Origin of the sequence: Sporanaerobacter sp. PP17-6a, from assembly GCF_900095615.1 — a bacterium.
Taxonomy (GTDB): domain Bacteria; phylum Bacillota; class Clostridia; order Tissierellales; family Acidilutibacteraceae; genus Acidilutibacter; species Acidilutibacter cellobiosedens.
This window is the reverse complement of the sequence record NZ_FMIF01000004.1, coordinates 138349-162347: the sequence shown is the minus strand read 5'-3', so window position 1 is coordinate 162347 and position 23999 is coordinate 138349. Positions and strand designations below refer to the sequence as shown.

General features: G+C 33.2%; 34 protein-coding genes. 5 read left to right on the top strand and 29 right to left on the bottom strand.

Annotation, left to right across the window (positions count from 1 at the left end):
* Positions 1 to 59: 59 nt before the first annotated feature.
* The 10 genes from PP176A_RS03825 to PP176A_RS03785 are packed head-to-tail and all read right to left on the bottom strand — an operon-like array spanning position 60 to position 3585.
* A complete protein-coding gene (locus PP176A_RS03825; protein ID WP_071139122.1) occupies positions 60 to 923 on the bottom strand; it encodes a DnaD domain protein in 864 nt (287 codons plus the stop codon).
* A 45-nt stretch (positions 924 to 968) separates the two neighbouring features.
* Entirely contained in the window at positions 969 to 1592 is a 624-nt protein-coding gene (locus PP176A_RS03820) for an ERF family protein (protein ID WP_071139121.1), read from the bottom strand.
* Positions 1585 to 1947, bottom strand: coding sequence for a hypothetical protein (locus tag PP176A_RS03815; RefSeq protein ID WP_071139120.1), 363 nt, complete (start codon positions 1945 to 1947; stop codon positions 1585 to 1587). The genes PP176A_RS03820 and PP176A_RS03815 overlap by 8 nt, the downstream gene beginning before the upstream one ends.
* Positions 1944 to 2276: a DUF6011 domain-containing protein gene (locus PP176A_RS03810; RefSeq protein ID WP_071139119.1), complete on the bottom strand. Its 333-nt coding sequence runs from the start codon at positions 2274 to 2276 to the stop codon at positions 1944 to 1946. Before PP176A_RS03810 ends, PP176A_RS03815 begins: the two co-directional genes overlap by 4 nt.
* Positions 2273 to 2548: a hypothetical protein gene (locus PP176A_RS03805; protein ID WP_071139118.1), complete on the bottom strand. Its 276-nt coding sequence runs from the start codon at positions 2546 to 2548 to the stop codon at positions 2273 to 2275. Before PP176A_RS03805 ends, PP176A_RS03810 begins: the two co-directional genes overlap by 4 nt.
* The gene (locus tag PP176A_RS16170; RefSeq protein WP_159429030.1) at positions 2545 to 2685 is read right to left on the bottom strand and encodes a hypothetical protein; all 141 of its coding nucleotides are present in this window, start codon (positions 2683 to 2685) and stop codon (positions 2545 to 2547) included. The genes PP176A_RS03805 and PP176A_RS16170 overlap by 4 nt, the downstream gene beginning before the upstream one ends.
* Complete coding sequence (locus PP176A_RS03800; protein ID WP_071139117.1) at positions 2678 to 2962, bottom strand: hypothetical protein; 285 nt, start codon at positions 2960 to 2962, stop codon at positions 2678 to 2680. Before PP176A_RS03800 ends, PP176A_RS16170 begins: the two co-directional genes overlap by 8 nt.
* A gap of 28 nt (positions 2963 to 2990) precedes the next feature.
* Positions 2991 to 3197, bottom strand: coding sequence for a hypothetical protein (locus tag PP176A_RS03795; protein ID WP_071139116.1), 207 nt, complete (start codon positions 3195 to 3197; stop codon positions 2991 to 2993).
* A 6-nt stretch (positions 3198 to 3203) separates the two neighbouring features.
* Positions 3204 to 3395 carry a hypothetical protein gene (locus PP176A_RS03790; protein ID WP_071139115.1) on the bottom strand — a complete coding sequence of 64 codons (192 nt, stop codon included), beginning with the start codon at positions 3393 to 3395 and terminating at the stop codon, positions 3204 to 3206.
* The gene (locus PP176A_RS03785; protein ID WP_071139114.1) at positions 3388 to 3585 is read right to left on the bottom strand and encodes a hypothetical protein; all 198 of its coding nucleotides are present in this window, start codon (positions 3583 to 3585) and stop codon (positions 3388 to 3390) included. Before PP176A_RS03785 ends, PP176A_RS03790 begins: the two co-directional genes overlap by 8 nt.
* Positions 3586 to 3734: 149 nt before the next feature.
* Here PP176A_RS03785 and PP176A_RS03780 point away from each other — a divergent pair, with 149 nt between their 5' ends.
* On the top strand, positions 3735 to 4346 hold the full coding sequence (locus PP176A_RS03780; protein ID WP_071139113.1) for a hypothetical protein: 612 nt from the start codon (positions 3735 to 3737) through the stop codon (positions 4344 to 4346).
* On the opposite strand, the gene PP176A_RS16585 is transcribed toward PP176A_RS03780, so the two are convergent.
* Positions 4343 to 4474, bottom strand: coding sequence for a hypothetical protein (locus PP176A_RS16585; protein ID WP_255401467.1), 132 nt, complete (start codon positions 4472 to 4474; stop codon positions 4343 to 4345). The genes PP176A_RS03780 and PP176A_RS16585 overlap by 4 nt on opposite strands.
* A gap of 107 nt (positions 4475 to 4581) precedes the next feature.
* Here PP176A_RS16585 and PP176A_RS03775 point away from each other — a divergent pair, with 107 nt between their 5' ends.
* Positions 4582 to 4803, top strand: a complete 222-nt coding sequence (locus PP176A_RS03775; RefSeq protein ID WP_071139112.1) for a hypothetical protein — start codon at positions 4582 to 4584, stop codon at positions 4801 to 4803.
* 1 nt (position 4804) lies between these two features.
* Here the strand turns inward: PP176A_RS03775 and PP176A_RS16580 are convergent, their stop codons facing one another.
* Positions 4805 to 4933 carry a hypothetical protein gene (locus tag PP176A_RS16580; protein WP_255401466.1) on the bottom strand — a complete coding sequence of 43 codons (129 nt, stop codon included), beginning with the start codon at positions 4931 to 4933 and terminating at the stop codon, positions 4805 to 4807.
* A gap of 35 nt (positions 4934 to 4968) precedes the next feature.
* Positions 4969 to 5169, bottom strand: coding sequence for a helix-turn-helix transcriptional regulator (locus PP176A_RS03770; RefSeq protein ID WP_200795994.1), 201 nt, complete (start codon positions 5167 to 5169; stop codon positions 4969 to 4971).
* A 156-nt stretch (positions 5170 to 5325) separates the two neighbouring features.
* On the opposite strand from PP176A_RS03770, the gene PP176A_RS03765 reads away from it, so the two are divergent.
* Both PP176A_RS03765 and PP176A_RS03760 read left to right on the top strand, forming a co-directional pair.
* Complete coding sequence (locus tag PP176A_RS03765) at positions 5326 to 5721, top strand: helix-turn-helix domain-containing protein (RefSeq protein WP_083381761.1); 396 nt, start codon at positions 5326 to 5328, stop codon at positions 5719 to 5721.
* Between the two features lie 20 nt (positions 5722 to 5741).
* Positions 5742 to 6080, top strand: coding sequence for a hypothetical protein (locus tag PP176A_RS03760; RefSeq protein ID WP_200795992.1), 339 nt, complete (start codon positions 5742 to 5744; stop codon positions 6078 to 6080).
* A 195-nt stretch (positions 6081 to 6275) separates the two neighbouring features.
* On the opposite strand, the gene PP176A_RS03755 is transcribed toward PP176A_RS03760, so the two are convergent.
* Complete coding sequence (locus PP176A_RS03755; protein WP_071139110.1) at positions 6276 to 6677, bottom strand: hypothetical protein; 402 nt, start codon at positions 6675 to 6677, stop codon at positions 6276 to 6278.
* 588 nt (positions 6678 to 7265) lie between these two features.
* Here PP176A_RS03755 and PP176A_RS03750 point away from each other — a divergent pair.
* Complete coding sequence (locus PP176A_RS03750; RefSeq protein ID WP_071139109.1) at positions 7266 to 8795, top strand: recombinase family protein; 1530 nt, start codon at positions 7266 to 7268, stop codon at positions 8793 to 8795.
* Positions 8796 to 8805: 10 nt separating this feature from the next.
* Here the strand turns inward: PP176A_RS03750 and PP176A_RS03745 are convergent, their stop codons facing one another.
* The 15 genes from PP176A_RS03745 to alaS form a co-directional block, all read right to left on the bottom strand.
* Positions 8806 to 9255 carry a sigma-70 family RNA polymerase sigma factor gene (locus PP176A_RS03745; protein ID WP_200795990.1) on the bottom strand — a complete coding sequence of 150 codons (450 nt, stop codon included), beginning with the start codon at positions 9253 to 9255 and terminating at the stop codon, positions 8806 to 8808.
* Positions 9256 to 9319: 64 nt separating this feature from the next.
* Positions 9320 to 10975 carry a peptidoglycan D,D-transpeptidase FtsI family protein gene (locus PP176A_RS03740; protein WP_071139108.1) on the bottom strand — a complete coding sequence of 552 codons (1656 nt, stop codon included), beginning with the start codon at positions 10973 to 10975 and terminating at the stop codon, positions 9320 to 9322.
* 60 nt (positions 10976 to 11035) lie between these two features.
* On the bottom strand, positions 11036 to 11656 hold the full coding sequence (gene udk / locus PP176A_RS03735) for a uridine kinase (RefSeq protein WP_071139107.1): 621 nt from the start codon (positions 11654 to 11656) through the stop codon (positions 11036 to 11038).
* Positions 11649 to 12839 (bottom strand): peptidase U32 family protein, encoded by a 1191-nt coding sequence (locus tag PP176A_RS03730; RefSeq protein ID WP_373419497.1) that lies wholly within the window; start codon positions 12837 to 12839, stop codon positions 11649 to 11651. Before PP176A_RS03730 ends, udk begins: the two co-directional genes overlap by 8 nt.
* A gap of 90 nt (positions 12840 to 12929) precedes the next feature.
* Positions 12930 to 13574 carry an O-methyltransferase gene (locus PP176A_RS03725; protein ID WP_071139105.1) on the bottom strand — a complete coding sequence of 215 codons (645 nt, stop codon included), beginning with the start codon at positions 13572 to 13574 and terminating at the stop codon, positions 12930 to 12932.
* Between the two features lie 64 nt (positions 13575 to 13638).
* Positions 13639 to 14694, bottom strand: a complete 1056-nt coding sequence (mltG, locus tag PP176A_RS03720; protein WP_083381760.1) for an endolytic transglycosylase MltG — start codon at positions 14692 to 14694, stop codon at positions 13639 to 13641.
* A gap of 81 nt (positions 14695 to 14775) precedes the next feature.
* Positions 14776 to 15249 (bottom strand): QueT transporter family protein, encoded by a 474-nt coding sequence (locus tag PP176A_RS03715; protein ID WP_071139104.1) that lies wholly within the window; start codon positions 15247 to 15249, stop codon positions 14776 to 14778.
* 30 nt (positions 15250 to 15279) lie between these two features.
* Positions 15280 to 15615, bottom strand: a complete 336-nt coding sequence (locus PP176A_RS03710) for a YlbF family regulator (protein ID WP_071139103.1) — start codon at positions 15613 to 15615, stop codon at positions 15280 to 15282.
* A gap of 154 nt (positions 15616 to 15769) precedes the next feature.
* Positions 15770 to 17437: a ribonuclease J gene (locus PP176A_RS03705; protein WP_071139102.1), complete on the bottom strand. Its 1668-nt coding sequence runs from the start codon at positions 17435 to 17437 to the stop codon at positions 15770 to 15772.
* 81 nt (positions 17438 to 17518) lie between these two features.
* A complete protein-coding gene (locus tag PP176A_RS03700; RefSeq protein ID WP_170177312.1) occupies positions 17519 to 17962 on the bottom strand; it encodes a Fur family transcriptional regulator in 444 nt (147 codons plus the stop codon).
* Positions 17963 to 17990: 28 nt separating this feature from the next.
* Positions 17991 to 18248 (bottom strand): DUF1292 domain-containing protein, encoded by a 258-nt coding sequence (locus PP176A_RS03695; protein WP_071139101.1) that lies wholly within the window; start codon positions 18246 to 18248, stop codon positions 17991 to 17993.
* The gene (gene ruvX, locus PP176A_RS03690) at positions 18217 to 18669 is read right to left on the bottom strand and encodes a Holliday junction resolvase RuvX (RefSeq protein ID WP_071139167.1); all 453 of its coding nucleotides are present in this window, start codon (positions 18667 to 18669) and stop codon (positions 18217 to 18219) included. Before ruvX ends, PP176A_RS03695 begins: the two co-directional genes overlap by 32 nt.
* Positions 18670 to 18732: 63 nt before the next feature.
* Entirely contained in the window at positions 18733 to 20883 is a 2151-nt protein-coding gene (locus PP176A_RS03685; RefSeq protein WP_071139100.1) for a hypothetical protein, read from the bottom strand.
* A gap of 12 nt (positions 20884 to 20895) precedes the next feature.
* A complete protein-coding gene (locus tag PP176A_RS03680; RefSeq protein ID WP_071139166.1) occupies positions 20896 to 21141 on the bottom strand; it encodes an IreB family regulatory phosphoprotein in 246 nt (81 codons plus the stop codon).
* A gap of 92 nt (positions 21142 to 21233) precedes the next feature.
* The gene (alaS, locus tag PP176A_RS03675; RefSeq protein ID WP_071139099.1) at positions 21234 to 23873 is read right to left on the bottom strand and encodes an alanine--tRNA ligase; all 2640 of its coding nucleotides are present in this window, start codon (positions 23871 to 23873) and stop codon (positions 21234 to 21236) included.
* Positions 23874 to 23999 lie beyond the last annotated feature (126 nt).

Sequence of the window (23999 nt, the reverse complement as noted above, 5' to 3'; positions counted from 1 at the left end):
AAGCATATAAACCCTAAGCAATGTTCCACTCAATAATAATCTCCATCTCTTGTAATTCTTCACTCCTTTTCCCCCTTAATCTTTTTTAAGTACTCTTCTTTTTTCCGCATTGCTATGTCTTCAAGCTGGTCATTGCTATACTTGCTGCTCCTCTGCTCAAAGTTATGAAATCTATTCTTAGGAGAAGTTTTTCTATTTTGTGTATTGCTCTTATCTATAGACAAAGTCATACCTCCTTTTGCCTTCCAATTGCTTAAAATTCCTTCAACATATTTCTTTGTTCTTTTTCCCTGCCTCTCAGCTTCAAGCAATGCATTTTTAGTCCACTCAAAACTATATTTCTGTTTTAAATCTAACAACCAATCAGGAGTTAACCCGTTAATATCAAATCCGCATTTTTGATACAGCTGTGCCAGCTCTTTAAGTTCTTCATCAAAAATGCCTTCTTTTCTTGCCTCAATATTTGAGGTAACTGTTTCTGCAGTAGTATTATTAAATAAATCTAGTTTAGTTTTGTTTAGTTTATATAATGCTGAAGGTTTTACCTCAGCGCTTACCTCAGTACTTACCTCAGGGTTTACCTCAGCACCTACCTCAATATTTGAGGTAAGCTCTTTATCTTCTTTTCTTACCTCAAATATTGAGGCAAAAGGAATGATTTTATATCTTCCTGCTTTTTGTCTCCCTTGATTTTTATATTCAATTCTTCCTTTTTGTATAAGAATGTTTCTATGTCTATTTAAGGTATTTTCTGAAATTCCTACCTTCGCCATTAAGGTTAGATTTGCTACGGTAAACCACTCTGGCCAACCACTCTTATTTGCGATCGACATTATATGAAACCACAAAGTTTGTGTAGTTGCTTCCAATGGGTTTATTTCAAGCCAATCCATGAAGGCATTAATTTCTTTAATGTAGTTCATCTATTCACCACCTACTTTTATAGGCCAAGGGGGAATAATCCCCCTCTAATTTTCTTCATTCCCTAAACTTTGTAACATTTCAATCAACTCACTTGCTTCTTGCTTTGTAAGTTCTTTACTGCTATTTTTTTGATACATGGATTTTATATAGTTACTCATATTTTGACTATTATAATTTCTTTCTTTTGACAACTTATAGATAAGACTTAACTGTTTTTCACTTGCCATATTATTTTCAGCTGATTTATTTTTAGGCTTTTCTACTTGCCTTTTATCTGTATTGGACTGATTACCGTCACCATCGTCTTCACTGCTGATTCCTAATACAGCAGAAAGAGAATATCTCCTAGCATAAGTTATTGCAGAACCAGCTCCTTGAGCTGTAGCTTTATCTGCCCTTAGCGTCAAGGAAGGAAATTCTATCCACTCCCCTGACTCATGTAACAATGTTGTAGTAACGATTATATTTTCTCCATCACCCGAAGGAGCCTGTACAACACTTAAACCATTTTTAGCTAATACAGGTCTGACTAAGTTTAAGACATCGTTTAAAGGTGCATATTTTGATTTAAAGAATGGATTGACTGCAGTATTATTAGGATTTTTAATTTCTCCTTGAAATTTGGACAATGCTATAGATAAATTCTTAATACTATCTGACTTATTCATCTGCCTGTCCCTCCAATCTGCATATTGCTCTCAAATTACTTTGTTCGTTGAACAATTTATCAAGCTTTATATTTATATTTGCAATCTCTATTTCAAGTGACTTTGCTATATCAGTGTAATTTTTGTAAACATCTGAATTGTCTTTCCTTTCCTGCAGTTCTGCCTGTCTTTTAGTATCATTTGAATATACCGCCTTGCCTTTTTCATCCACTTCATTTGAGATGTCAACTATCTCCATTAGTTCCCATATCTTAATCCGAGCCTTTATATCCTCTAAACCTTGTGTTTTATTAAATAGTTCCAATTTCTTTTCTTCAATCTCGTTCGGTAAATTTAATAATCTATCTTTAATCATCTCTTTACCTCCTTTACCAACTCAGCCAACTCATCCATATCTATTTGCCCTTCTATCTCTTTCCTTACCTTTTCCTTTGCTTTTTCTTCTCTGGCCTTTCTATAACAATAACTCCCATATCCTCTATTTCTGCTTACTTCTGAAGTAAGTTTTCTATTACATCTTCTACACACAACTGAATAGTTGCTTTTCTTCATATTCTGTGGTAGAATATGTGTATCATGATTTTTGTTTTCGACCTTTTCCGGTGGTTCGGGAAGGTCTTCTTTTTTTGCAAATATTGGTCTGAAATCTTTTACCCTACCAGCATAACCGCATATTAACTTCATTTCTGCTCGTCCTCCTTTTCAAAACATTTTTTATAATAATCAAATAGTCCATACTCTTTCAGTTTGCGTACCTTGTTGTAACATGTCCCCACTGTCCTCCCAAGTCCTATAGCAATATCCGTTGCCTTTTCGGTTTTCCACAATCCACATAATTCAGCTAATTCTTCTTTTGTCCACTTCTCTCCATATCGAAAATGAATTTCTGGAGTATATCTAAGCCTATGATTTGATTTTGTGTAGGTTTGTCCATTTTTTGTATATGTTTCAGTCATCTTTCTTTTCCTCCTTCAACAATTTCTTTTGCTAATTGTATGACTTCACTGTATTTTAACTTTGGTTTCTCAAACAATATTTTTGCTGCAAGCATAGCTATTTCTTCTATCTTTTCAGCTTCAGCTTCATCATTCACTGTCTATTCCCTCCCAGCTGATGTGCTGCCCACATTCGGGACAATATTCATTCTGATATGACCATTCTTCACGTTCTATATTGTATATGCCGACGCCTTCTTCACAGCACGGGCAATTGTATATATTGTATATGCTCAAAACCTCTGACTGCTCTTTAGGTTTTTGAGGTATTCGTTTCCTCAGGGCAAGTATTGAAGCATACAGCATCTTCTTTCTCTTACCATTTGATTTTTTATATCTATCCATTAGATAGCTTAATACTTCCTTATCCTTCAACTTTCTTTCCTCCTTTAAAAATAAAAATTTAATACCAGCTCCCATCCGGAGTATAATGTAACCATTTCCCATTTTTAAAAGTTACTTTAAGGTCCCTTCCTAATGGTTTCACGCTCACTGGTGTCCATCCGTCTTTATAATCATTTCCTGCTACAGCTTTATGCCGTTCATTCGTTCTGATTAACAGCTGTTTCTGCTCTTTAGTCAGCTTATCAAAACCTTTTACATTTTCCATGTTTTTCTATTCCCCCTCTTTCTTGATTAAAAGAGAATATAGGAATTCTCTCTGCCTTTTGGCTTCTTCCAGCCTTTCAGCATTAATCATTTCTACACAATTTCTTAATTCTTCATATCGTGCCTTCCACGTTATAACTTCCTCTCTAAGCAGCTTTATTTCATCTTCTAACATTTTAACTCTCTCCTTATCATTCATGGTTAGCCTCCCTTTCTTCGCTTTCCAAGAATATTTGAGTTGCTATTTCACGAAAACTTTCCCATCTTTTCTGCTTCTCTTCCTCTGTGATTTTTGGAGCGACCACATATACGGTCGTATTGCCAAAAACATATTTTTTGTCATAGTGGCGTGGTTCTGCACTATTTTTTTGATTCTTTTTATCCTCCAATTTAATCACCTCACTTTATAATTATGTTGCTATCAGAATGTCCTATGATGATTTTGATTCATAAAATTTATATATCTTCTAATCACTCCTTTAACCTTGTCCCTCTGCCCCCTATGTGGTAAAATTTTCTCGAGGGAGGATTGAATAACATGGATACAATAAAGTTACTAATATTAAACTCAGATGGTTTAGCCTTTGTTATTGCCATAATAACGATTATTTTTACATATTATTTATCTAGGCATACAAGCTCACAAGAAATCATTAAAGAACAACATGAAAAACTTATTTCCCCGATATTTTTTATTTTAGAACCGTATCTATTTCAAAGTATAAATAATGAGTGTTTAGAAAAAGTTTTTCACCTAATTGGCAAAAATAAATCTTTGGTTGATGGTAAGCTACTTGAGATTGCTTATTTTTGTAATGAGAATCCATCTCAAGCTAATTACAATGCACTTTGTGCCTATATAAATAAATCTTATGATAAATCTTGCAAGCGGTTAGGGCTTAGAACTCGTTCAATCGAATATAGATTGAATCGAAAACAATATGAAACTAAGTTATCTTTGTTTATTTATATTTGTTTTCTTACTGTCAAAGGTCTTCTAGTTTTAGGAATGGCTCTCCTGATATTTTTATCTCTCTTACTCTTGGGTTGTTATTTCTTTAGCAGAGTCAAGACCCCAGAAAATGAACCAGTACTTTTGTTAATTGTTTCAATTATGTTTCTTGGCTTGATAAAATATTTTGACATTTAATATCTGTTTTTCTTCATGCCTCTTACTATCATTAGTTCTACTAGTAGAAAAAGGATTCCATATCCAATGCCTAATTGCCGCCCTATATAAATACTTAAAAAAACTATTCCAAGTATTAATATCAGCAAAACCTTCACCTCCTATGGTTATGATTTATTGTCTTTATTCCAAATTTCTCCTATAATATAAGTACAGGCTCTGCCAAGCCGAGTATATTAGAAAGGAGAATATTCCTATGTTTACAGTTTATTTTAAATACACTGATGGTAACGAAGCACTGTGCGATAGCATTAATAAAATAGATATAGAAACTTCCAGCGGATATGCTACAATCTCTAACGAACAGATATTGGCATACCATTTTAGACCGCACGGTACAATGTATCTTTACTCTGATACTTCCAACTATTCTGTATCTACTCACGGATTACTTTATATGGAAATTAGAGAAAAATAATCTACCATCGAACCTCAATACGAAACTTTGTATTGGGGTTCTCTTTTTTAATTTCTTTGATTTTTTTTAGTAAATCTTCCAGTTCTGTGATTGATTCCAAATAAATTAATATTTCAGTATTTGAATCCACCTCTCTCACCTCCTGCCAATTAATTTGTTTATATTTCATTTTGAAATATCGGATCCAAAAAAAATATTATCTAAACTTACCCCTAATACTTCTGCAATTTTTCTTGCCACTACAATACTGGGAGTTCTATTCCCTATTTCGTATTGTGATATTGTTTCTTGACTAAGATTTATGGCATCAGCTAATTCTTTTTGAGTCAATCCCTTTTTTATTCTTATTTCTTTCAAGTTTATCATTTTTCACCTCTCCTATATTTCATTTTGTAATATAATTATATTTCATTAAGAAATGTTTGTCAACACTTTTTGAGAAAATATTTCGAATTGAAATTTGATTTTCATTACAAAATGAAATATAATTATTTCAAATAGTAATATTTAGGAGTGATTATTTTGACATTAGGACACAGAATTAAAATGTTAAGAGAAGAAAAAGGTATTGGTCAACAAGAGTTATGCAATTTTTTAGGAATAGAACAAAGTACTTTGGCAAATTATGAAAACGATAGAAGAACCCCTAAGGCAGAAATGATTTCAAAAATAGCCGATTACTTCGGGACAACATCGGATTACCTTCTATGTAGAACCGATGTTAAAAATCCCTCCGATGAAATATCTGATGCCTTAGAAGATGATAAAGAACTGGCGGACTTTTGGAACAAATTAAAAGAGAGAGAGGATCTCCAATTATTATTTAAGCAGACTAAAAATTTATCTTCTAAAGACATTAAACAAATTATAAGAATAATTAAAGCAATAGAAGATGAAGAGGACAGGGAAGGGGAATAATGGCATAAAGGGGGACAAACTTGATGGATATAGAGGACAATCGTTTGCTCAAATCATTAATGGATAAAACAATTTCTTTTCATGATGTTATGAGTGCTTATAATATAAGGACATTTATAGCGTTTAATCTTTCTGGGAAAATATTAGGCTTTGCATATGTAAGCAGAAGAGGATATTATCATCTGATATTGAACGGAAATGTAAATTATGAAGCACAATGTAAGACTTTCATCCATGAAATAAAACATATTACATATGATTTACCAAAGGCAGGGTACATAATCGGATTGGACATGCAGCATGCAGAAATTGAGATAGCGGCTGATAAAATGGCAGAAAAATTAACTAAGTATTTATAGTTTCAATACATTTTATGTTAAAATTAAAAAAAGAACTCAAGTAAGAGTTCTTTCTTTAATTTAATACATTCTATGTTAAGGTTCAACAGAAGCTATATCATTGGTATTTGCTAATGCATTCAGATTTCAACACATCCCATGCTACGGTTCAACCTCTATCCACTGGTTGCCCATATAATAAATAATCATTTTATATTACTTTATATTATTCCTTTTAGCCTTTAATCTAGCTATATCTCCCCAATTGTCGGCAGTAATTATTTCAACTTTAGACAACCCAGCCTTTATCCTTTTTAGTTCCCCATTAATAGTAACATGCCTATCTGCATTGTTTGCTTCAATATCATCGAGCTTATTTTCCAACTTATCAAATCTATCACTAGTCTCTTTTCTAAAATCTTTTAATTCGCTCTCTAAACTTCCGGTCTTAGATTCCAAGTTATCGATCTTAGAATTTGCTTTATTAAAGCCATCTTGCATTTCACTCCTTAGATTCTCTGCGGTATCCTGTAATTCATTTCTTAAGCCTTTCTTAGTATCTTGTAACTCAACATATATCTTTTCTAATAAATCATAAATCTTTTCATTATTATCCACTTAAATCAATCCCTTTCTTTTTATTAATTATATCCTGCAAGTATTAATTTCACACATCACATGTTAAGGTTCAACGTTGAGTTTGAGGACGGTAGTGTGTATATAGTAGAATTTCAACACATCTCATGTTAAGGTTCAACTCAAATCTGCGAATACGATATTAACAAGCCTTTCTTATTTAAATACATCTTATGTTAAGGTTCAACATGTTTGTTTATTACCTTTGCCACTTTTCCTTCCACATTTAAATACATCTTATGTTAAGGTTCAACTTCTTTGTGGTCTGATGCAGGATCCACTCCATTAGAATTTAAATACATCTTATGTTAAGGTTCAACTACATCAAATTACACATTCATCATTTTCATAAAATCTCTTAATACCTGTTGCTTTCTTGATTTTATATTTATTTTCCCCACCGTCTTTATTAAATTTATTTATATATATTATATCCTTAGAATAGTTATTTTGCAATAATTTGAATTGAGCTAATCCATAAATTAGGTTGGGAAATAAAATAATAACATCTTTTATTTTACCCTCTTATCTAATATAATATAAAATATAATAAACAAAGGGGCCAAAAAAATGAATGTATGTATATATCTACGTAAATCACGTGCAGATGAAGAAATTGAGAAAGAATTCGGGCAGGGCGAAACACTTGCTAAGCATAGAAAAACACTTCTAAAGTATGCCAAAGAAAAGAATTTAAGCATAGTTAAAATACATGAAGAAGTAGTATCCGGAGAAAGTTTAATACATAGGCCTGAAATGCTGGAACTCCTAAAAGAGGTTGAACAAGGCATGTATGATGCTGTCCTTTGTATGGACCTGCAGCGTCTTGGAAGAGGAAATATGCAGGAACAGGGATTGATACTTGAAACCTTTAAGAAGTCAAATACCAAGATAATAACCTTAAATAAAGCATATGATCTTAATGATGACTTTGACGAAGAATACTCCGAATTTGAAGCATTTATGAGCAGGAAAGAGCTAAAGATGATAAACAGAAGGCTCCAAAGAGGAAGAATACGCTCCATTGAAGACGGAAATTATTTATCTCCCTTACCTCCTTATGGCTACAATATCAAAGAAGGAAAATTCATACGGACCCTAACCCCTAACTCAGTACAAGCTGCTGTAGTCAAGCTTATATTTGATATGTATGTGAATAAGCAAATGGGAGGTACCATTATAGCAGAAGAATTAAACAGAATGGGTTATAAGTCATACACAGGAATTGGCTGGACATCAAATGCCGTACTGAACATATTAAAAAATCCTGTTTACATAGGTAAAATTACTTGGAAAAAAAAAGATATAAAAAAATCAGAGGATCCGAATAAGAAAAGGGATACTAAGCAGCGCCCTAAGTCAGAATGGATTGTAGTTGACGGAAAGCATCCGGCCATAATAAAAAAGAATGTATTCTATAAAGCACAGGAAATACTAAACGGAAAATACCATGTGCCATATAAGCTTGTGAACGGACCTAAAAATCCATTGGCCGGATTAATCGTCTGTGAAAAATGCGGTTCAAAGATGGTATATAGGCCCTACGGGAAAAATGTAGACCCTCATATTATTTGTCCCAATAAATGCGGGAATAAAAGCAGCAAGTTTATTTATGTGGAACAGAAGCTTTTAAATTCTTTAAAGGAATGGTTAAGAAATTATGAGCTTGAAATAAAAAACAATGGAATCCCCAACAGAAGTTCAGCTATGCCGGCCTATAACAAACAGCTTAAAAATCTTGAAAAAGAACTTCAGGAATTGCAGGAGCAGAAACTGAATTTATATGATTTGCTGGAGAGAAATATATATGACGTTAATACCTTTGTGGAACGTTCTAAAAATATTAGTGAAAGAATTGATAATACTAATAAAAATATAGAAGTAATAAAGACAAAAATCAAAAATGAGGAAAAAAGAAAGAGAGACATAAATATTATCCCGAAAATCAAAATGGCTATGGATGCATATTACAATACAGATGATGTATTGCAAAAAAATATGCTTTTGAAAAACATATTGGAAAAGGTAGAATATAATAAAGAAAAAGACCAGAGAAACGATAATTTCACCTTGACCTTATACCCTAAATTGCCGGAGTAATAACATATGTCTAACATGCGGAAGGTAATTCATTACCTTCCTTATCTATTCCTATAGGTTCCTGAAGAGATACTTCCACTTTAACTTTCTTATTTGAACGTATAGTCATTAATATTTCATTGTCTATACATTTTGCGGCATAAGTTGCCAATCTTGTGCCTTTATCCCTGTTAAAAGTGGTAATCGCTTTTATAAGTCCTATTGTCCCTATAGATATTAAATCATCCGAATCTTTCCCTGTATTAGCATATTTCTTTACTATATGAGCTACTAATCTTAAATTTCTTTCTATAAGAATGTTTCTCGCTTCTTCGTTTCCCTCTGCAAATAATTTTAAATATTTTTCTTCTTCTTCATTAGTCAGTGGTTTCGGAAAGGAATTTGCACTTGATATATATCCTGCAAATATGAAAAAGGGTTTAATCAACCCTAATAGCTCCAATATAACCAATGCCTCCATCAGAAAACACCTCCCCTTTCCCCATATTAAAATATATGAAAAAAGGAAAGAACTTGTGCAAGTCCTATCTGTTAATTTCCTGTATTCTTCGTACTATTTTTTCAAAAATGGGCACTGCCGAACTTGAACCGGAATGACCTTCTTCTACAAGTATGGTAACTGTATACTTTGGATTTTCTCTGGGAAAATAACCGGCAAACCATCCATGAATGGTAGGCTGCTTATTAAGTATCGCCTGGGCAGAGCCGGTTTTCCCTCCTGCTCCTCCTATATCCTCCAAATTTGCTTTTTTAGCGGTTCCCGATATTACAACCTCATTTAAATAATCCCTTACAATCTCACAATATTTCTGTTCTATAATTCGTACGTCATCTTCTCTGTTAAATTTCTTCACCGGATAGCCATCTTCCGTAACTATCTCGTCTACAATAGACAAACTCTTTTTTACACCGTTATTTGCTACTATTGTAATCATATTAGCTATCTGTAAAGGCGTTACTTCAATTGTCCCCTGACCAATTGATATATTACCAATGGCAGGGCCTATCAATTCTCTCCCCTCTGGTAAATTTCCCTTTATTTCTTCCACAAGTCCTATGTTGATTTTCTCTCCAAAACCTAATTTTTTTGCCATTTCTATTATTTTTTTTGCCCCTATTCTTTCCCCTATTTGAATAAAGACGGAATTGCATGATTGTGCAAAAGCATTCTTAAGATTAATTTTACCATGGCCCTCTTCTTTACTGCATTTAATTATCAGATCATTAATCTGTTCGTATCCTCTGCAATAAAATTCTTTATTGACTAAATTCATATCCTCCTGAAGACCGGCCAACAACACAACTATTTTAAACAGAGAACCCGGAGGATAAGAAACCTGGACAGCCTTATTAAAAAACTCCATATTTCCCTTATTTAAATATGTATCAATATTATTTTGATTAAAATTCGGCCTGCTTGCCATAGCTACAATATCTCCCGTCGATACTTCGGTAACTATAACTGCTCCGTTTACTTTATAATCATCCATAACATTTTCAACGATTTTCTGAATATGATAATCAACTGTCAATTTAACGGAAGAAGGTCTACCGCTATCTTGAGATTTATTGACAGCATACCCGGCTCCGGATATAACATTTCTTTTCCCATCCAATTCAAAGTACACATCTTCCGAATCTTCCTTTTTTAAAATATCATCAAATACCTTTTCGATTCCGCTTTCTCCTTTATTTTCGCTTTCCTTTACATAACCTATAACGTGGGAAAGAATCCCCTCCTCATTATATCTCAATGTTTTGTCAAGGATAAATACTTCTTTTGGAATATCCTTTTGACTGACCGATGAGGATAAAGGTACGGACATTATCTTGTTACTGCTTTTTAAAAACTTAGATAATTTTTCCTTATCTATATCCCCATATTTCAATACAAAATCTTCAACATTCTTATTATTTTCTATATCATCTTTGAATACGAACACGGTTTTTATTTTATCTCTGTTAGTAAGGGGTATGAAATTCTTATCATATATCACTCCCCTGTCCGGGTATACGTTCGTTTCTTCCCCTCTCTGTTTTAATGCTTCGGTACAATAATCATCATATTTAATTATCTGTACCCAATATAGTCTGAATCCTAAGACAATAAATGAGATAACAATAAAAAATGCAAAATAAAAAATTCTGCTCTTCAACAAATTTCTTCTATATCTGCTCATAAAAAAACCTCCGCAACAATTTTCTATATTTATTATTTCCAAATTGTTGCAGAGATATTATCATTTATTTATAATGGACTTTATTTTAGTCGAAATAATGTCAATAGCTACTTTGTTATATCCTCCTTCAGGAATTATAATATCTGCATATTTTTTTGTGGGTTCCACAAATTGCATATGAGCAGGCCTCACCGTTCTCATATACTGAGTTATAACGGAATCCAGGCTCCTTCCTCTTTCATTTATATCTCTCATAATTCTTCTGATAACCCTTACATCAGAATCCGTATCAACAAATATCTTTATATCTAATAAATTTCTTATCCTCTCGTCTCCTAAAATAAGTATGCCTTCAAGAATTATAATATGCCGCGGATAAATCAAGACGGTTTCTTTTTTTCTATTGTGTATTTCAAAGTCATAAATCGGTTTTCGTATAGGTTGCCCCTTTAATAAACATTTCAGATGTTCTATAAGAAGATCATTATCGAAGGCAAAAGGATGATCATAGTTCGTCTTCATCCTTTCTTGAAAAGTCAAACTGCTTTGATCCTTATAGTAGGAATCCTGTTCAATTATTACGGCATTCTTTTCATCTAAGCTACGAAATATCTCCTTAGCAACAGTACTTTTTCCCGAGCCTGTCCCTCCCGTTATTCCAATAAGTATGGGCCTATCCAATTGAATCACTTCCCCTGCCTTTTCTGATAATATCCCATGGTTCAACTCTTTGTTTCATCTCAATTTTAACTATCTGCTCAGGATGGGGAGCCACTTCAATTTCTTCTCCGAATTCATTCCACATCTTTTCTATTCTTTGAGTCACAAAATCCTTATTAGGTCCGAAGATTTCTATTTCATCTCCTACAAACATTCTATTTCTTTGGCTCACGGTTGCTAACCGTGTTTTATCATCATAATCTAAAACCAGCCCGACAAAATCGTAATTTCTTATATAAGAACTTGAAGTATATACCTGATCCCTGCCGGAAGGTTTATTAAAATAAAACCCCGTTGTAAAATCCCTATAGCTTGCTTTCTTTATTTCATCAAGCCATTGAGGTTTATACACATAGTTGTCCGGATCCTTTAAGTATTCGTCTAATGCCATTCTGTATGACCTGACAACAGTAGCAACATAATATTGACTTTTCACTCTTCCTTCAATTTTAAAACTACTGATCCCCGCTTTTACCAGCTCAGGAATATGCTCAATCATACACAAATCCTTGGAGTTAAATATAAAAGTCCCCTTGTCATCCTCATAAACCGGAAAATACTGACCTTCTCTCTCCTCCTCCATTAAAAAATATTTCCACCTGCAGGGATGAGCACACCCTCCCCTGTTGGAATCCCTTTCAGCCATATAATTGCTAAGCAAACATCTTCCTGAATAAGAAATGCACATGGCCCCGTGGACAAAAGTTTCTATCTCCAGATCCTTTGGTATTCTTTTGATTATTCCCTTTATCTCATTCAAAGACAGTTCCCGAGCAAGAACTATTCTTCTAACCCCTAGATTATACCAAAACATTACCGTTTCATAATTTGTAGCACTTGCCTGAGTGCTTAAATGAATGGGCATATCCTGAATTGTATTTCTAACCTTCACAAACATCCCCGGGTCCGCAACTAAAACCCCGTCAACTTTTATCCTCTGCAAATCCTTCAAATATTCTTCAATTCCTATCAGATCCTCGTCATGAGGAATAATATTTAAAGTGACATACACCTTTCTGTCCCTCTCATGGGCAAAATCAATTCCTTCTTTCATTTCCTTTAGAGTGAAATTCTTGGATGCCTTCCTTAATCCAAAGCTTTCTCCTCCCAAATATACTGCATCAGCTCCATATATTACCGCCATTTTAAGTTTCTCCAAATCTCCCGCAGGAGCCAACAATTCAGGCTTAATCAATTTTTTTCCTCCTCTCCTCTTATTTAAAATTTCATATTATCAAACTCTACAAGTTACAGCAATTCCATCACCAATAGGTATTATGGAAGAATGAAATCCTTCCAATTCGGAAATATATTTTAAATACTGTCTCATCCTTTTAACTATGGTCTTTTTTCTTCTTACTACCAATTCGTCAGTTGCTACCATTCCTTTATACAGAACGTTATCTGATACTATTATCCCGTCCTTATTTAACAATTCAATACAGCAATTAAAAAATTCAAGATAATGACCTTTAGCCGCATCTAAAAATATAAAATCATATTTATCTTTTAAAAAAGGCAGAATTTCCATAGCCTCTCCCTTAATTATATTTATCCTGTCTTTGAAATTGGTCTTCTCTATATTTTTTTCTGCCGCAGAAACCATATCCTCCCTTTTTTCAATAGTTGTAATATTACAGTTTTGGCCTGTAAATTCTCCCATAACAATAGAAGAATACCCTATTGCCGTTCCAACTTCAAGAATTTTACCGGGTTTTTTTATTAACAACAACACTCTTAAAAACTGGGCAACTTCCGGCTGAACTATAGGAACATGATTTCTGTCCGCATACTCCTCCATAGATTTTAAATAATCAGATCTCTCCGGAAGTATTGATCTTATATACTCTTCTATATATTCCTCATTTATGTAATTCAAAAAAATCTCTCCTCTTATACATAAATTAATACATGGAATTATATACCATGTATTAATAATAAAATTACTTTTTAGGATTGGAATTTAAATGTTCTGCGTAAGTCCTGGAAAAAATATGTCCTCCACTGCCGTCATTCTTTGTCCTAAAAAAAAGATAATCGGTCTTTTCAGGCTCAAGAACAGCCCGTATAGATTTTAAACCTGGAGATGCAATAGGTGTGGGAGGTAGTCCCTTATGAATATAAGTATTATACACAGAATCAATTTTCAGATCATCATAACTTAATACTTCTTTTCTTTCTCCAAGAGCATATTGAATCGTAGCGCAAGACTCAAGCTTCATTCCTTTATCAAGCCGATTTTTAAATACGCCTGCAATTAACGGTCTTTCACTGTCCAATTTTCCTTCTCTTTCCACTATAGACGCCAATATTATCAAATCGTTCAAATTTCGGCCTTTTAACTGGTCTTTAATATCATTTTCATAAACCTCTTCAAACTTTTCAAGCATCTTTTCTATAATTTGCTCCTCTGTGGAATTAACAAATATTTCATAGGTAGCAGGAAACAAATAACCTTCTAAGCTTTGGTTTTGATTAATTTCCTTTAAAAAGGAAAATTTTCCTCTGAAATTATTAGCATCCGCGGATAACTTTAAAAATTTGTTTGCATCTGCCAAGCCTTCTTCCGATAATTTATCCGCAATTTGTCTCAATTCATACCCTTCGGGAATAGTAAAAGTAACGATATTATCATCTTTACCTCCCGTAGAAAGCTCTTCGAGAATTTCTCTCAAATTCATTCCCGTATTTAAAGTATAAGAACCTGCCTTAAGTCTTCCCTCTTTATTCTCTTTTATTGTCAAACATTCAAAGACAAGCTTGCTTTTGATTAATCCGTTCTCTTTAAGAATACCTGCAATACCGTATACGTTACTTCCCCGAGGAATATCAATGGATACTTCAGTCATATTCTTCAAATTCATTGGTTCCAAACTTTTTTTATAATAAAATAAACTGCCAAATAAAAGTACTAATATCACTAAAGGTAAAATTATCAGCATCAGTTTATTTTTTTTTTCATTTTTTCCGCCACTTTTCTTATTCCTTATTTCTTCCATTGCTTAATCTCCACCTTTTTATCGTTACTCACATTAATTATACATAAACGGTTGGAATATTACAAGAACAAACAATTAATATCATTTCTTCAAAAATTTATTATAAGCTGTAAGTACAATGCTTCCAAATATATAAACAGATGCAAATTCTCCGACAGAAATCCCTATAGCGGTTATCCAATAAGGAATATTAGTAAAGTATGAAACCCAAAGAGAAACTATAAACCCGTTTAATAACACAGGGGGTAATATTCCAATTAATTTATTCGGCGCTTTAGATGTCAAATAAGCTGCCACAAGAGTTACTATGCTACCCCCTAAAATATCTATAAGTCCAAATCCTGAATAAATGGATAAAATCAAGTTTGAAATCAGACACCCTACAAATAGCCCTGGGACAGCCGCACTCTCAACTAAAGGCAGTAAGCATAACCCCTCTGAAAGTCTTAACTGTACAGGTCCAAAAGTAAGCTCTCCAAAGGGGATCTGAATCATCACCAATATAACATATATACCTCCTATTAAGCTGGCCTTTGTTAAATATTTCGTATTCATCCTCTCTTAACATTTCCTCCCAATAAAATTTTATTCCTCCTTTATATTAATAGCATCTTCTATAATCTTATATACATCAGCAACTATTTGAGAAAACTTCATTTCAGATATAAAAAAATCTTTTATATCCGGATTTAGCATTAATATATCCTGTAACTTTTTAATTTCTTCCTCTTCACCTGCATCTATTTTATCTTCTGATGCTTGCTTTATCTGAAATTCAAGGGCCTTTTTCTTAAAATCCAATACCATTTCCTTATTCTTTTTATCCTTAAATACCTTATTGCTTTTCTCCGCATAATCTTTGTATTCTTCCGATTCTTTTAATGATCTTGCCAATTTGTGGGCGTCATCATATATATTCATATTCTCTCCTCCTCATGTTCTTATTTAAAAACACCATAAACATATATAAAAAAATAATCCCATTTAATATTATATCATGCAAGGACAGAAAAGAAAATATTTCCTGTAATCTAACTTAAAAAATAAGGGAATGCTTAAAGCATTCCCCCATTGTTTATACTTCCATGATAATAGGCAATATCATAGGATTTCTCTTTATCTTTCCATATATATAATCTTTAAGTCCGTCTCTCATATTGGATTTAAGAGTTGCCCAATCCGTAATATTGTTTCTCTCACATTCCGATAATATATTTTTTACTACTTCCTTTGCCTCTTCCATTAGATCTTCAGATTCTCTCACATAAACAAAACCTCTGGAAACTATGTCGGGTCCTGATATAACTTTTCCTTCCTGCTTACTCATAGTAACAACTACGATTATAAGACCATCTTCCGAAAGATGTTTTCTATCCCTTAATACAATATTTCCTACGTCGCCTATTCCTAACCCGTCTACCAATACATTGCCTGCCGGAACATTAGTTCCAAAGCCGGCTCCGTTTTTCGTAAATTCCAAAACAGAACCATTTTCCGCAATGAAGATATTTTCTTTAGGCATACCCAATTCCTGAGCCAGTTGGGCATGACGTCTCAAATGCCTGTATTCTCCGTGGACAGGTATGAAATATTTAGGCTTCAAAAGAGTATGCATAAGTTTCAGTTCTTCCTGGCAAGCATGACCTGAAACATGAACATCAGCAAGTGCTTCATATATTACATTTGCGCCCTTTTGAAATAGCTGATTGATTAATCCGTAGATAGTTTTTTCATTGCCCGGAATGGGACTCGCAGAAATAATAACCAAATCTCCGGGAATCAATTCTATTTTTTTATGCTCTGAATGAGCCATTCTTGCCAATGCTGACATAGGCTCTCCTTGGCTTCCGGTAGTTATAATCACCAGTTCTTCTTTAGGGTATTTATCCATATCGTTAATATCTATAAGCATTCCCTCGGGAACATTAAGGTATCCGTCTTCTATAGCAACATTCATAACATTCACCATGCTTCTTCCGGACACTACCACTTTTCTGTTAACCAAGGATGCCGAATTTACGATCTGCTGAATTCTATGAACGTTAGATGCAAAAGTAGCAACTATTATCCTGTCCTTTGCCTTCTGGAAAATATCATTAAAAGTCGCTCCCACGGTTCTCTCGGACATAGTATACCCCGGTCTTTCAACATTCGTGCTGTCACAAAGAAGTACCAAAACCCCTTTGCTGCCGACCTCCGCTAATTGATGCAAATCTATTACTTCATCATTAATAGGAGTATAATCCACTTTAAAATCTCCTGTATGAACAACTGTCCCTATGGGAGTATGGATTGCCAATGCAACTGAATCCGGTATACTATGATTTACCTTTATAAATTCAATATTAAAGCATCCTATTTTTAAAGTATCTCTTGCTTTTACTTCATTCAATTCCACTCCTTGAATTCCATGTTCCTTAAGCTTACTGTCTACTAAGCCTAAGGTCAATTTAGTCCCGTAAAGCGGAAGCTTGATCTTTTTCAATATATAGGGAAGTCCTCCAATATGGTCTTCATGCCCGTGAGTAAGTATTATCCCTCTGACCTTATCTTTGTTTTTAAGAACATAAGTAATATCAGGTATTACCACATCTATGCCGAGCATTTCATCATCCGGAAACATCATTCCACAGTCTATTATTATAATATCTTCTTTATATTCGATTAAAGTAATGTTCTTCCCGATCTCTCCTAGACCTCCCAGAGGTATTATCTTTAATTTTGCTGGTTTTCTTGACACCATATCACTCCTTTATATATAAGTATGTCAATGTATTATCTTCTATATTCTTTCTTCTTATCTTTTAAAAAAAATAAATCCTTTTTAGGATTTATTTTGGCAATCACTGCAATATCCAAAAAATTTAACATTATGGTCAACTATTTTAAATTTTAACTGTTTCTCAATTTCCTGCTCAAGATTTTCCAATAAATCAAGTTTCACTTCTATTACCTTCCCACAGCCGAGACAAATCAAATGATGGTGGTGATGATCTGCAGTTCCCGAATTTAACTCATATCTGCTGCATCCATCGTCAAAATTCAGCTTATACACGATCCCCAATTGTTCAAATAGAATAAGAGTCCTATATACAGTAGCCAAACCTATTTCAGGATATTTAATTTTAACACTGTCATATATTTCTTCCGGGCTTAAATGCTCTCCTTTTCTATCCAATATTACATTTAAAACAGCTCTTCTTTGGGTAGTCAGTTTATAGCCATTTTCCTTTAATTTATTCTTTACCACATCATTATTAATCTCCATCTTCTCACCCACTTGTAAATAAAATTGATCACTGCATCCTTTCCTTCATCAACGACTCATAAGCAGAATAAGCATCCTTAATTTCCTGATCATCCTCTACAATTTTAAGCAATAACTCTCCTTTATCATCTTTCTCCATTCTAAAAAGCCAAGTTCCCTCTCCAGACTGATCAATCGGAATCAGAATAGCATAATCCACATCATCGAGGCCAAAAGTTGCTACTACTTCAAATTCTCTTTTTTCCCCATATTCATCAAAAAGTTCTATCCTGTTTCTCAGTTTCATCACCACCTTTTTTCCTTCTGTCCAAATAGGACTGCAAAATAAAAGTAGCAGCTACTTTATCTATTATCTTTTTCCTTTTACTTCTTCTTACATCTCCTTCTATCAACATTCTTTCCGCTACTACAGTAGTCAGTCTTTCATCTTCCAAATTGACCTTAAGCTTAAACTCTTTTTGAAATTTTTCAATAAATTTCAGTACCTTTTCTCCTTGAGGCCCTATAGTATTATTCATATTCTTAGGAATACCTATAACAACTTCACATACATCATATTCTTCTATAATTTGTCTGATTTGGGCAAAATCCTTTTTAAGCCCTATTCTTTTAATAGTTTTAAGTCCCTGAGCGGTCAACAACAAGGGATCACTTAAAGCTACTCCGATAGTTTTATCTCCTAAATCCAATCCAATTATTCTCTTCATCAATAATATTTCCCACCGTTTCATATTACTTTCCTATGGAATTCTCCTTAAATTCCACTATACTTAATTCAATTCTTCCGCCGTTATAGACAAAAAATATGAAGTTAACAATACCATAGATAATGCTGAGAGTATAATCCCCGAATCATTTACAAGTATTCCCATAATACTCCCTGCAATTCCGCTTATTAGTCCGATGCAAATGTTTTTTCTTTTATTAAACATTTCTCTGATTTTATCTTCGCAGAAAATAAGAATACATGATTGAGAAACAATATTTATATATAAGCTTTTTGTCCACACAGATGAACCGATAAGCTTTATATTCATAAGTATTTTTCTGATTATAATATTATTAATCAAATCTTCTCCTTGGCTGCTTGCCATAAGTATGGTTTTCCCCAAATGAGTCGGATTTGAATTAAATTTAATATCTATATATGAAAACCCCAGTATAGCTACTACTACCAGAGAACAAATCAATACCATACTTTTAAAATTAATCCTTATATTCAGATCTTCCAATATAAAAACTAATACCGCAAACAGAACGCATATGGTTCCTCCTACCTTGGCCCCGAATTTTGGACTTCCTATAAGAAAAACAGTTAAAAAAGATATTAAATATAAAATAATTCTATTTTTATTCTTGCTTTTTTTAAAAACTTCCATATTGCATAATAAAATAATCATACATCCCATAAATACCCCTACCATTTCATTACCAATCCCAAAGTACCTTGCTCCGATAATCGGATCATAGCCTAATGGCGAAAACCTTATCAAATTATTATTGGTAAGCATATCTATAACCAAAGTCAAATATATAACTAAAGAAGAAATGTACAGGATGTTTTTTTTACTTTTATTATTTATATTATATAATATTATAAAAGTTATTGATAAAATAACAATTAAACTTAAAATAAACTGAAAGTAATTATTCCAATTAACAGCAGAATTAATAAGTAATACAAAGGGTATAGATCCGGCCAATATAATAAATCCCCAAAAAATCTTGGAAATTTTCCCTGAAATTTTTACGTTAAATACAACCAAAAGAGTTCCCAATATACAGCTTATAATTGATAATATAGAATAAACAGCAAGAACATAAAATCTTGAATTAGAAACCACATTTATTCTATTATTGTCTTCATAAAGAAATTCAAAACCATTATCTCTATTAATACTATAAACATTAGTACCTAAAAATTGTTCATGAGGCAATCCTAAATAGTTAATGATAGTAGGAGCAATATCTATATTTGAAATCAATCCTTCACGCTTAGTTGTTGAGGAAGATAAAACTCCTTTTGGCATACCTCCGCCCCAGAAAATCACGGGAGAAAGTATACTGCCATTTACTCTTTCTTCTCCACCATTAGGACTTATAATAATAACCAATGAATTCTTTTTATCTAAGCTATGGGATAGCTCTTTTAAAAATTCATCAATATTATTTAATATTTTGTTTCTAATATTAAAATACTGCTTATCCGTTAATTCGTTGCTATAAGAAGCTAATCTATCCAAATCTCCCGTATCAATAACTACAAGAGAAGCTTTTTCCCTGATATCAACAACCTGCTTCAACATCTTTTTATAATCCGTTCTGAACCCGTAAGGGAATTCATCATCATCCACTATTATATTGTCTATATTCCCATAATCAATAAGTCCTTTAGAGTCCATAGGAATAAGGGAGCTGGGTCTTATGATTCTATCAAGTATGTCAGCATTGCCATAAAGGGCGGTTTTAAGTCCGGCTTTATGAAAACTATCCCCCAATGCTCCGATATAAGGTTTATAATAATTATCTTCGTTATATTTAATAAGTTTTGAAAACCCGACTATGCCGATATCTTCATCTCCAACTGTTTCTCCGACTCTTTTTTCATATAACTTCTTGTAATAGTCATTTAGATTATACGATTCTCCTCCGTCATAATCAGTAAATGCCCTGTTGGATGCATTAATGGTAAGATAGCTCTCGGCTCCATTATATCCCGATAATCCTCGGGGATTCATCAATCCTATACTTCCATCTCGGATGATATCGTTTAGATTATACATAGTTTTAATATCATCTAAAGTCAATCTGTTTGCTACTACTAAATATACGGTTTTATTCTCTTTGTCGGCAAAAGTTCTTCCTCCTATTAGCAGCAGAACGACAATTAAAATAACAATACTGAATCTTTTTAAATTCACCGGATATCTCTCCTATTTGTTTTTTTCTTCATTCTTTAAATAAAATACCAATAATTCTTCTATGAGCTCGTCTCTTTCTATCTTTCTGATCAAACTTCTTGCATTATTGTGGCTTGTTATATAGGTAGGATCCCCGGATAATATATATCCAATCATCTGATTTATAGGATTATATCCCTTCTCCTTCAAAGCTTCATAAACAGTCAAAATGATATCTCTCGCCTCGTTCACATTTTCCTTTGGCGATTCAAACTTCATAGTCTCATAAAAATTGTTATTATTCACAAAACACACCCCCTATATTATTTATACCATAAACAAATAATTATATACAATGTTTAAATAAATATTTACTTAAGTTGTTTTTCAATTATATCATATACCAAATTTAATGCTTGATTAACTTTATTGATATCTTTTCCCCCTGCTTGTGCCATATCGGGACGTCCGCCGCCGCCGCCACCGGTGCATTGAGATACTTTCTTAATAATCTTTCCTGCATGAAGTCCTTTATCTATCAAGTCTTTAGTAACCATAGATACAAAAGAGAGTTTTCCATCCAAGGAAGATGCTAAAACTATTACTCCCGAGCCTATTGAATTTTTGATCTCATCCCCAAGATTTCTGAGACTATTTATATCCATATTCTCAATATAATAAGTCAATACATTTATGCCTTTAATTTCATGACTATTTTTGATAATATCGTCTTTAAGAGACAACGCCATTTTTCCCATAAGCTTTTCTACTTCTTTATCCTTTTGTCTGTTCTCTTCCACAATTCCTTTAATTCTTTCTGTTATATTATTTCTATTTCCTTTAACAATGTTAGCGATATTATCGATTTCTTCGTCTAATTCCTTTAAATATTGATATACACTTCTCCCTGTAATAGCTTCTATTCTTCTTATCCCCGATGCGATACTTGTCTCGTTTAATATTTTAAAAATTCCTATATCGTTAGTATTCCTTACATGAGTTCCTCCACAAAGTTCCGTAGTGTAACTGCCCATCTGTACTACTCGTACCTTATCACTGTATTTGTCCTCAAATAAAGCTACTGCTTTCATCTTTTTTGATTCATCATAGGAAGTAACGGCAGTATCCACTTTCAAGCCTTCAAAAATTTTTTCATTTACTATTTCTTCTATTTTAGCCAATTGCTCTTTAGATATACTCTCAAAATGGGTAAAATCAAATCTCAATCTATCGGGGAGAACCAAAGAACCGGCCTGATTTACATGTTCTCCTAATACATTTTTCAGTGCTCTGTGAAGAAGATGAGTTGCGGAATGATTTCTCATAATATCCTTTCTTCTTTTCTCATCAACTTCAGCAGTTAAATCATCCCCTACATTTAATACTCCCTTTTTTACCTTTATATAATGAAATATATGCCCTTCTTTATCCTTTTTAGTATTTAATACGAAAGATTCAAAACCGTCTTTTGACAGGATTCCTGTGTCTCCAACCTGTCCTCCCCCTTCTCCGTAAAAAGGTGTTTGGTTTAATACTACTATTCCTTCCTCTCCATCATGTAAAGAACCAACAAATTCGTTTCCCTTTATTATTTTTTCTACTACTCCAGGGGAAGTAAAAGTTTCATACCCTTTAAAAACTGTCTTATCTCCGTCTATTTTTAGTGAAAAATCTCCTGTTCCCCAGATATTATTTTCACTTCCTCCTCTTGCACTTCTGGCTCTTTCTCTTTGCTCTTCCATTTCCCTGTTAAATTGAATTTCGTCTGCCGTATATCCACGTTCTTTTAATATTTCCTTAGTTAAATCAAAAGGAAAACCATAAGTATCATAAAGTTTAAATGCCTTTTTCCCATCTAATATATTTTTATTTTCAGATCTCATATCTGATATATATTGATCTAATATCTCTAAGCCCTGATTTATCGTTTCATAAAACTTTTCTTCTTCTCCGTCTATTATCCTAAAAATTCGATTTTTTTCTTTTTCGATCTCAGGATATTGCTCCTTCCATAATTCTATCACTTTTTCAGCTATTTTGCTTAAAAATTTTCCTTGAATATTTAATAATTTTCCATGTCTTGAAGCTCTCCTTATAAGCCTCCTGAGAACATAGCCTCTCCCTTCGTTGCTTGGAAGTATGCCGTCGGAAACCATAAATGTAATAGCTCTGGCATGATCCGTTATCACACGGATGGATTTATCTTTTTCGGAGTCCTTGCCATAAGAAACCTTGCTTACTCTTTCAACTTCTTTTAACACTTCATTTATCTGTTTAACTTCAAATATATTCTTTGCATTTTCCATAACCATTGCCATTCTTTCGAGTCCCATCCCCGTATCTATGTTAGGTTTTGGCAAAAGATTATAATTTCCATTCTCATCCTTATCGTATTGAGAAAAAACTAAATTCCATACTTCCACATACCTGTCACATTCACATCCCGGTTTGCAATCGGGCTTACCGCAACCATACTCTTCTCCTCTGTCTATATAAATTTCCGAACAAGGGCCGCAAGGTCCTAATTCCAGCTCCCAAAAATTATCCTCTTTATCCAATCTTACAATTCTATCCTCAGGTACATTTATTTTCTCATTCCATATTTTATATGATTCCTCATCATCTTTATATATGGAAACCCAAATAAGTTCCTTAGAAACTTCCATTCTTTCGGTAATAAATTCCCACGCCCATTTTATCGCATCTTCCTTAAAATAATCCCCAAAGGAAAAGTTCCCCAGCATCTCAAAAAATGTACCATGCCTGTCAGTCTTCCCTACATTTTCAATATCCACTGTTCTGACACATTTCTGACAAGTAACCACCCTTTTCCCCGGAGGAGTTTTGAGTCCGGTAAAATAAGGTTTCATGGGAGCCATCCCTGCATTTATAAGTAATAAGCTTTTATCATCCTTAGGGACAAGAGAAAAGCTTGGTAAAATCAAATGATTCTTTTCTTTAAAAAAATCAAAAAATTCCTTTCTTATTTCATTTAACCCGATATTTTTCATATGAATACACCTCTCATTTTAGCTTTCAGCAATATGTAAATTAAACCAACTACAAAAAACTCGTCCCAAATCAAACGGACGATACGTAAGTTCTGCCTTATAAATAGGATTATAAGTTAAAAGCTA

What these genes read in the sequence shown, in the direction of transcription:
- PP176A_RS03825 (WP_071139122.1), bottom strand. Translation starts at nt 923, where the DNA reads ATGAACTACATTAAAGAAATTAATGCCTTCATGGATTGGCTTGAAATA.
- PP176A_RS03820 (WP_071139121.1), bottom strand. Translation starts at nt 1,592, where the DNA reads ATGAATAAGTCAGATAGTATTAAGAATTTATCTATAGCATTGTCCAAA.
- PP176A_RS03815 (WP_071139120.1), bottom strand. Translation starts at nt 1,947, where the DNA reads ATGATTAAAGATAGATTATTAAATTTACCGAACGAGATTGAAGAAAAG.
- PP176A_RS03810 (WP_071139119.1), bottom strand. Translation starts at nt 2,276, where the DNA reads ATGAAGTTAATATGCGGTTATGCTGGTAGGGTAAAAGATTTCAGACCA.
- PP176A_RS03805 (WP_071139118.1), bottom strand. Translation starts at nt 2,548, where the DNA reads ATGACTGAAACATATACAAAAAATGGACAAACCTACACAAAATCAAAT.
- PP176A_RS03795 (WP_071139116.1), bottom strand. Translation starts at nt 3,197, where the DNA reads ATGGAAAATGTAAAAGGTTTTGATAAGCTGACTAAAGAGCAGAAACAG.
- PP176A_RS03790 (WP_071139115.1), bottom strand. Translation starts at nt 3,395, where the DNA reads ATGAATGATAAGGAGAGAGTTAAAATGTTAGAAGATGAAATAAAGCTG.
- PP176A_RS03780 (WP_071139113.1), top strand. Translation starts at nt 3,735, where the DNA reads ATGGATACAATAAAGTTACTAATATTAAACTCAGATGGTTTAGCCTTT.
- PP176A_RS03775 (WP_071139112.1), top strand. Translation starts at nt 4,582, where the DNA reads ATGTTTACAGTTTATTTTAAATACACTGATGGTAACGAAGCACTGTGC.
- PP176A_RS03770 (WP_200795994.1), bottom strand. Translation starts at nt 5,169, where the DNA reads ATGATAAACTTGAAAGAAATAAGAATAAAAAAGGGATTGACTCAAAAA.
- PP176A_RS03750 (WP_071139109.1), top strand. Translation starts at nt 7,266, where the DNA reads ATGAATGTATGTATATATCTACGTAAATCACGTGCAGATGAAGAAATT.
- PP176A_RS03745 (WP_200795990.1), bottom strand. Translation starts at nt 9,255, where the DNA reads ATGGAGGCATTGGTTATATTGGAGCTATTAGGGTTGATTAAACCCTTT.
- PP176A_RS03740 (WP_071139108.1), bottom strand. Translation starts at nt 10,975, where the DNA reads ATGAGCAGATATAGAAGAAATTTGTTGAAGAGCAGAATTTTTTATTTT.
- PP176A_RS03730 (WP_373419497.1), bottom strand. Translation starts at nt 12,839, where the DNA reads ATGGCGGTAATATATGGAGCTGATGCAGTATATTTGGGAGGAGAAAGC.
- mltG (WP_083381760.1), bottom strand. Translation starts at nt 14,694, where the DNA reads ATGGAAGAAATAAGGAATAAGAAAAGTGGCGGAAAAAATGAAAAAAAA.
- PP176A_RS03715 (WP_071139104.1), bottom strand. Translation starts at nt 15,249, where the DNA reads ATGAATACGAAATATTTAACAAAGGCCAGCTTAATAGGAGGTATATAT.
- PP176A_RS03710 (WP_071139103.1), bottom strand. Translation starts at nt 15,615, where the DNA reads ATGAATATATATGATGACGCCCACAAATTGGCAAGATCATTAAAAGAA.
- PP176A_RS03705 (WP_071139102.1), bottom strand. Translation starts at nt 17,437, where the DNA reads ATGGTGTCAAGAAAACCAGCAAAATTAAAGATAATACCTCTGGGAGGT.
- PP176A_RS03700 (WP_170177312.1), bottom strand. Translation starts at nt 17,962, where the DNA reads ATGGAGATTAATAATGATGTGGTAAAGAATAAATTAAAGGAAAATGGC.
- PP176A_RS03695 (WP_071139101.1), bottom strand. Translation starts at nt 18,248, where the DNA reads ATGAAACTGAGAAACAGGATAGAACTTTTTGATGAATATGGGGAAAAA.
- ruvX (WP_071139167.1), bottom strand. Translation starts at nt 18,669, where the DNA reads ATGAAGAGAATAATTGGATTGGATTTAGGAGATAAAACTATCGGAGTA.
- PP176A_RS03680 (WP_071139166.1), bottom strand. Translation starts at nt 21,141, where the DNA reads ATGAAGTTTGAATCGCCAAAGGAAAATGTGAACGAGGCGAGAGATATC.
- alaS (WP_071139099.1), bottom strand. Translation starts at nt 23,873, where the DNA reads ATGAAAAATATCGGGTTAAATGAAATAAGAAAGGAATTTTTTGATTTT.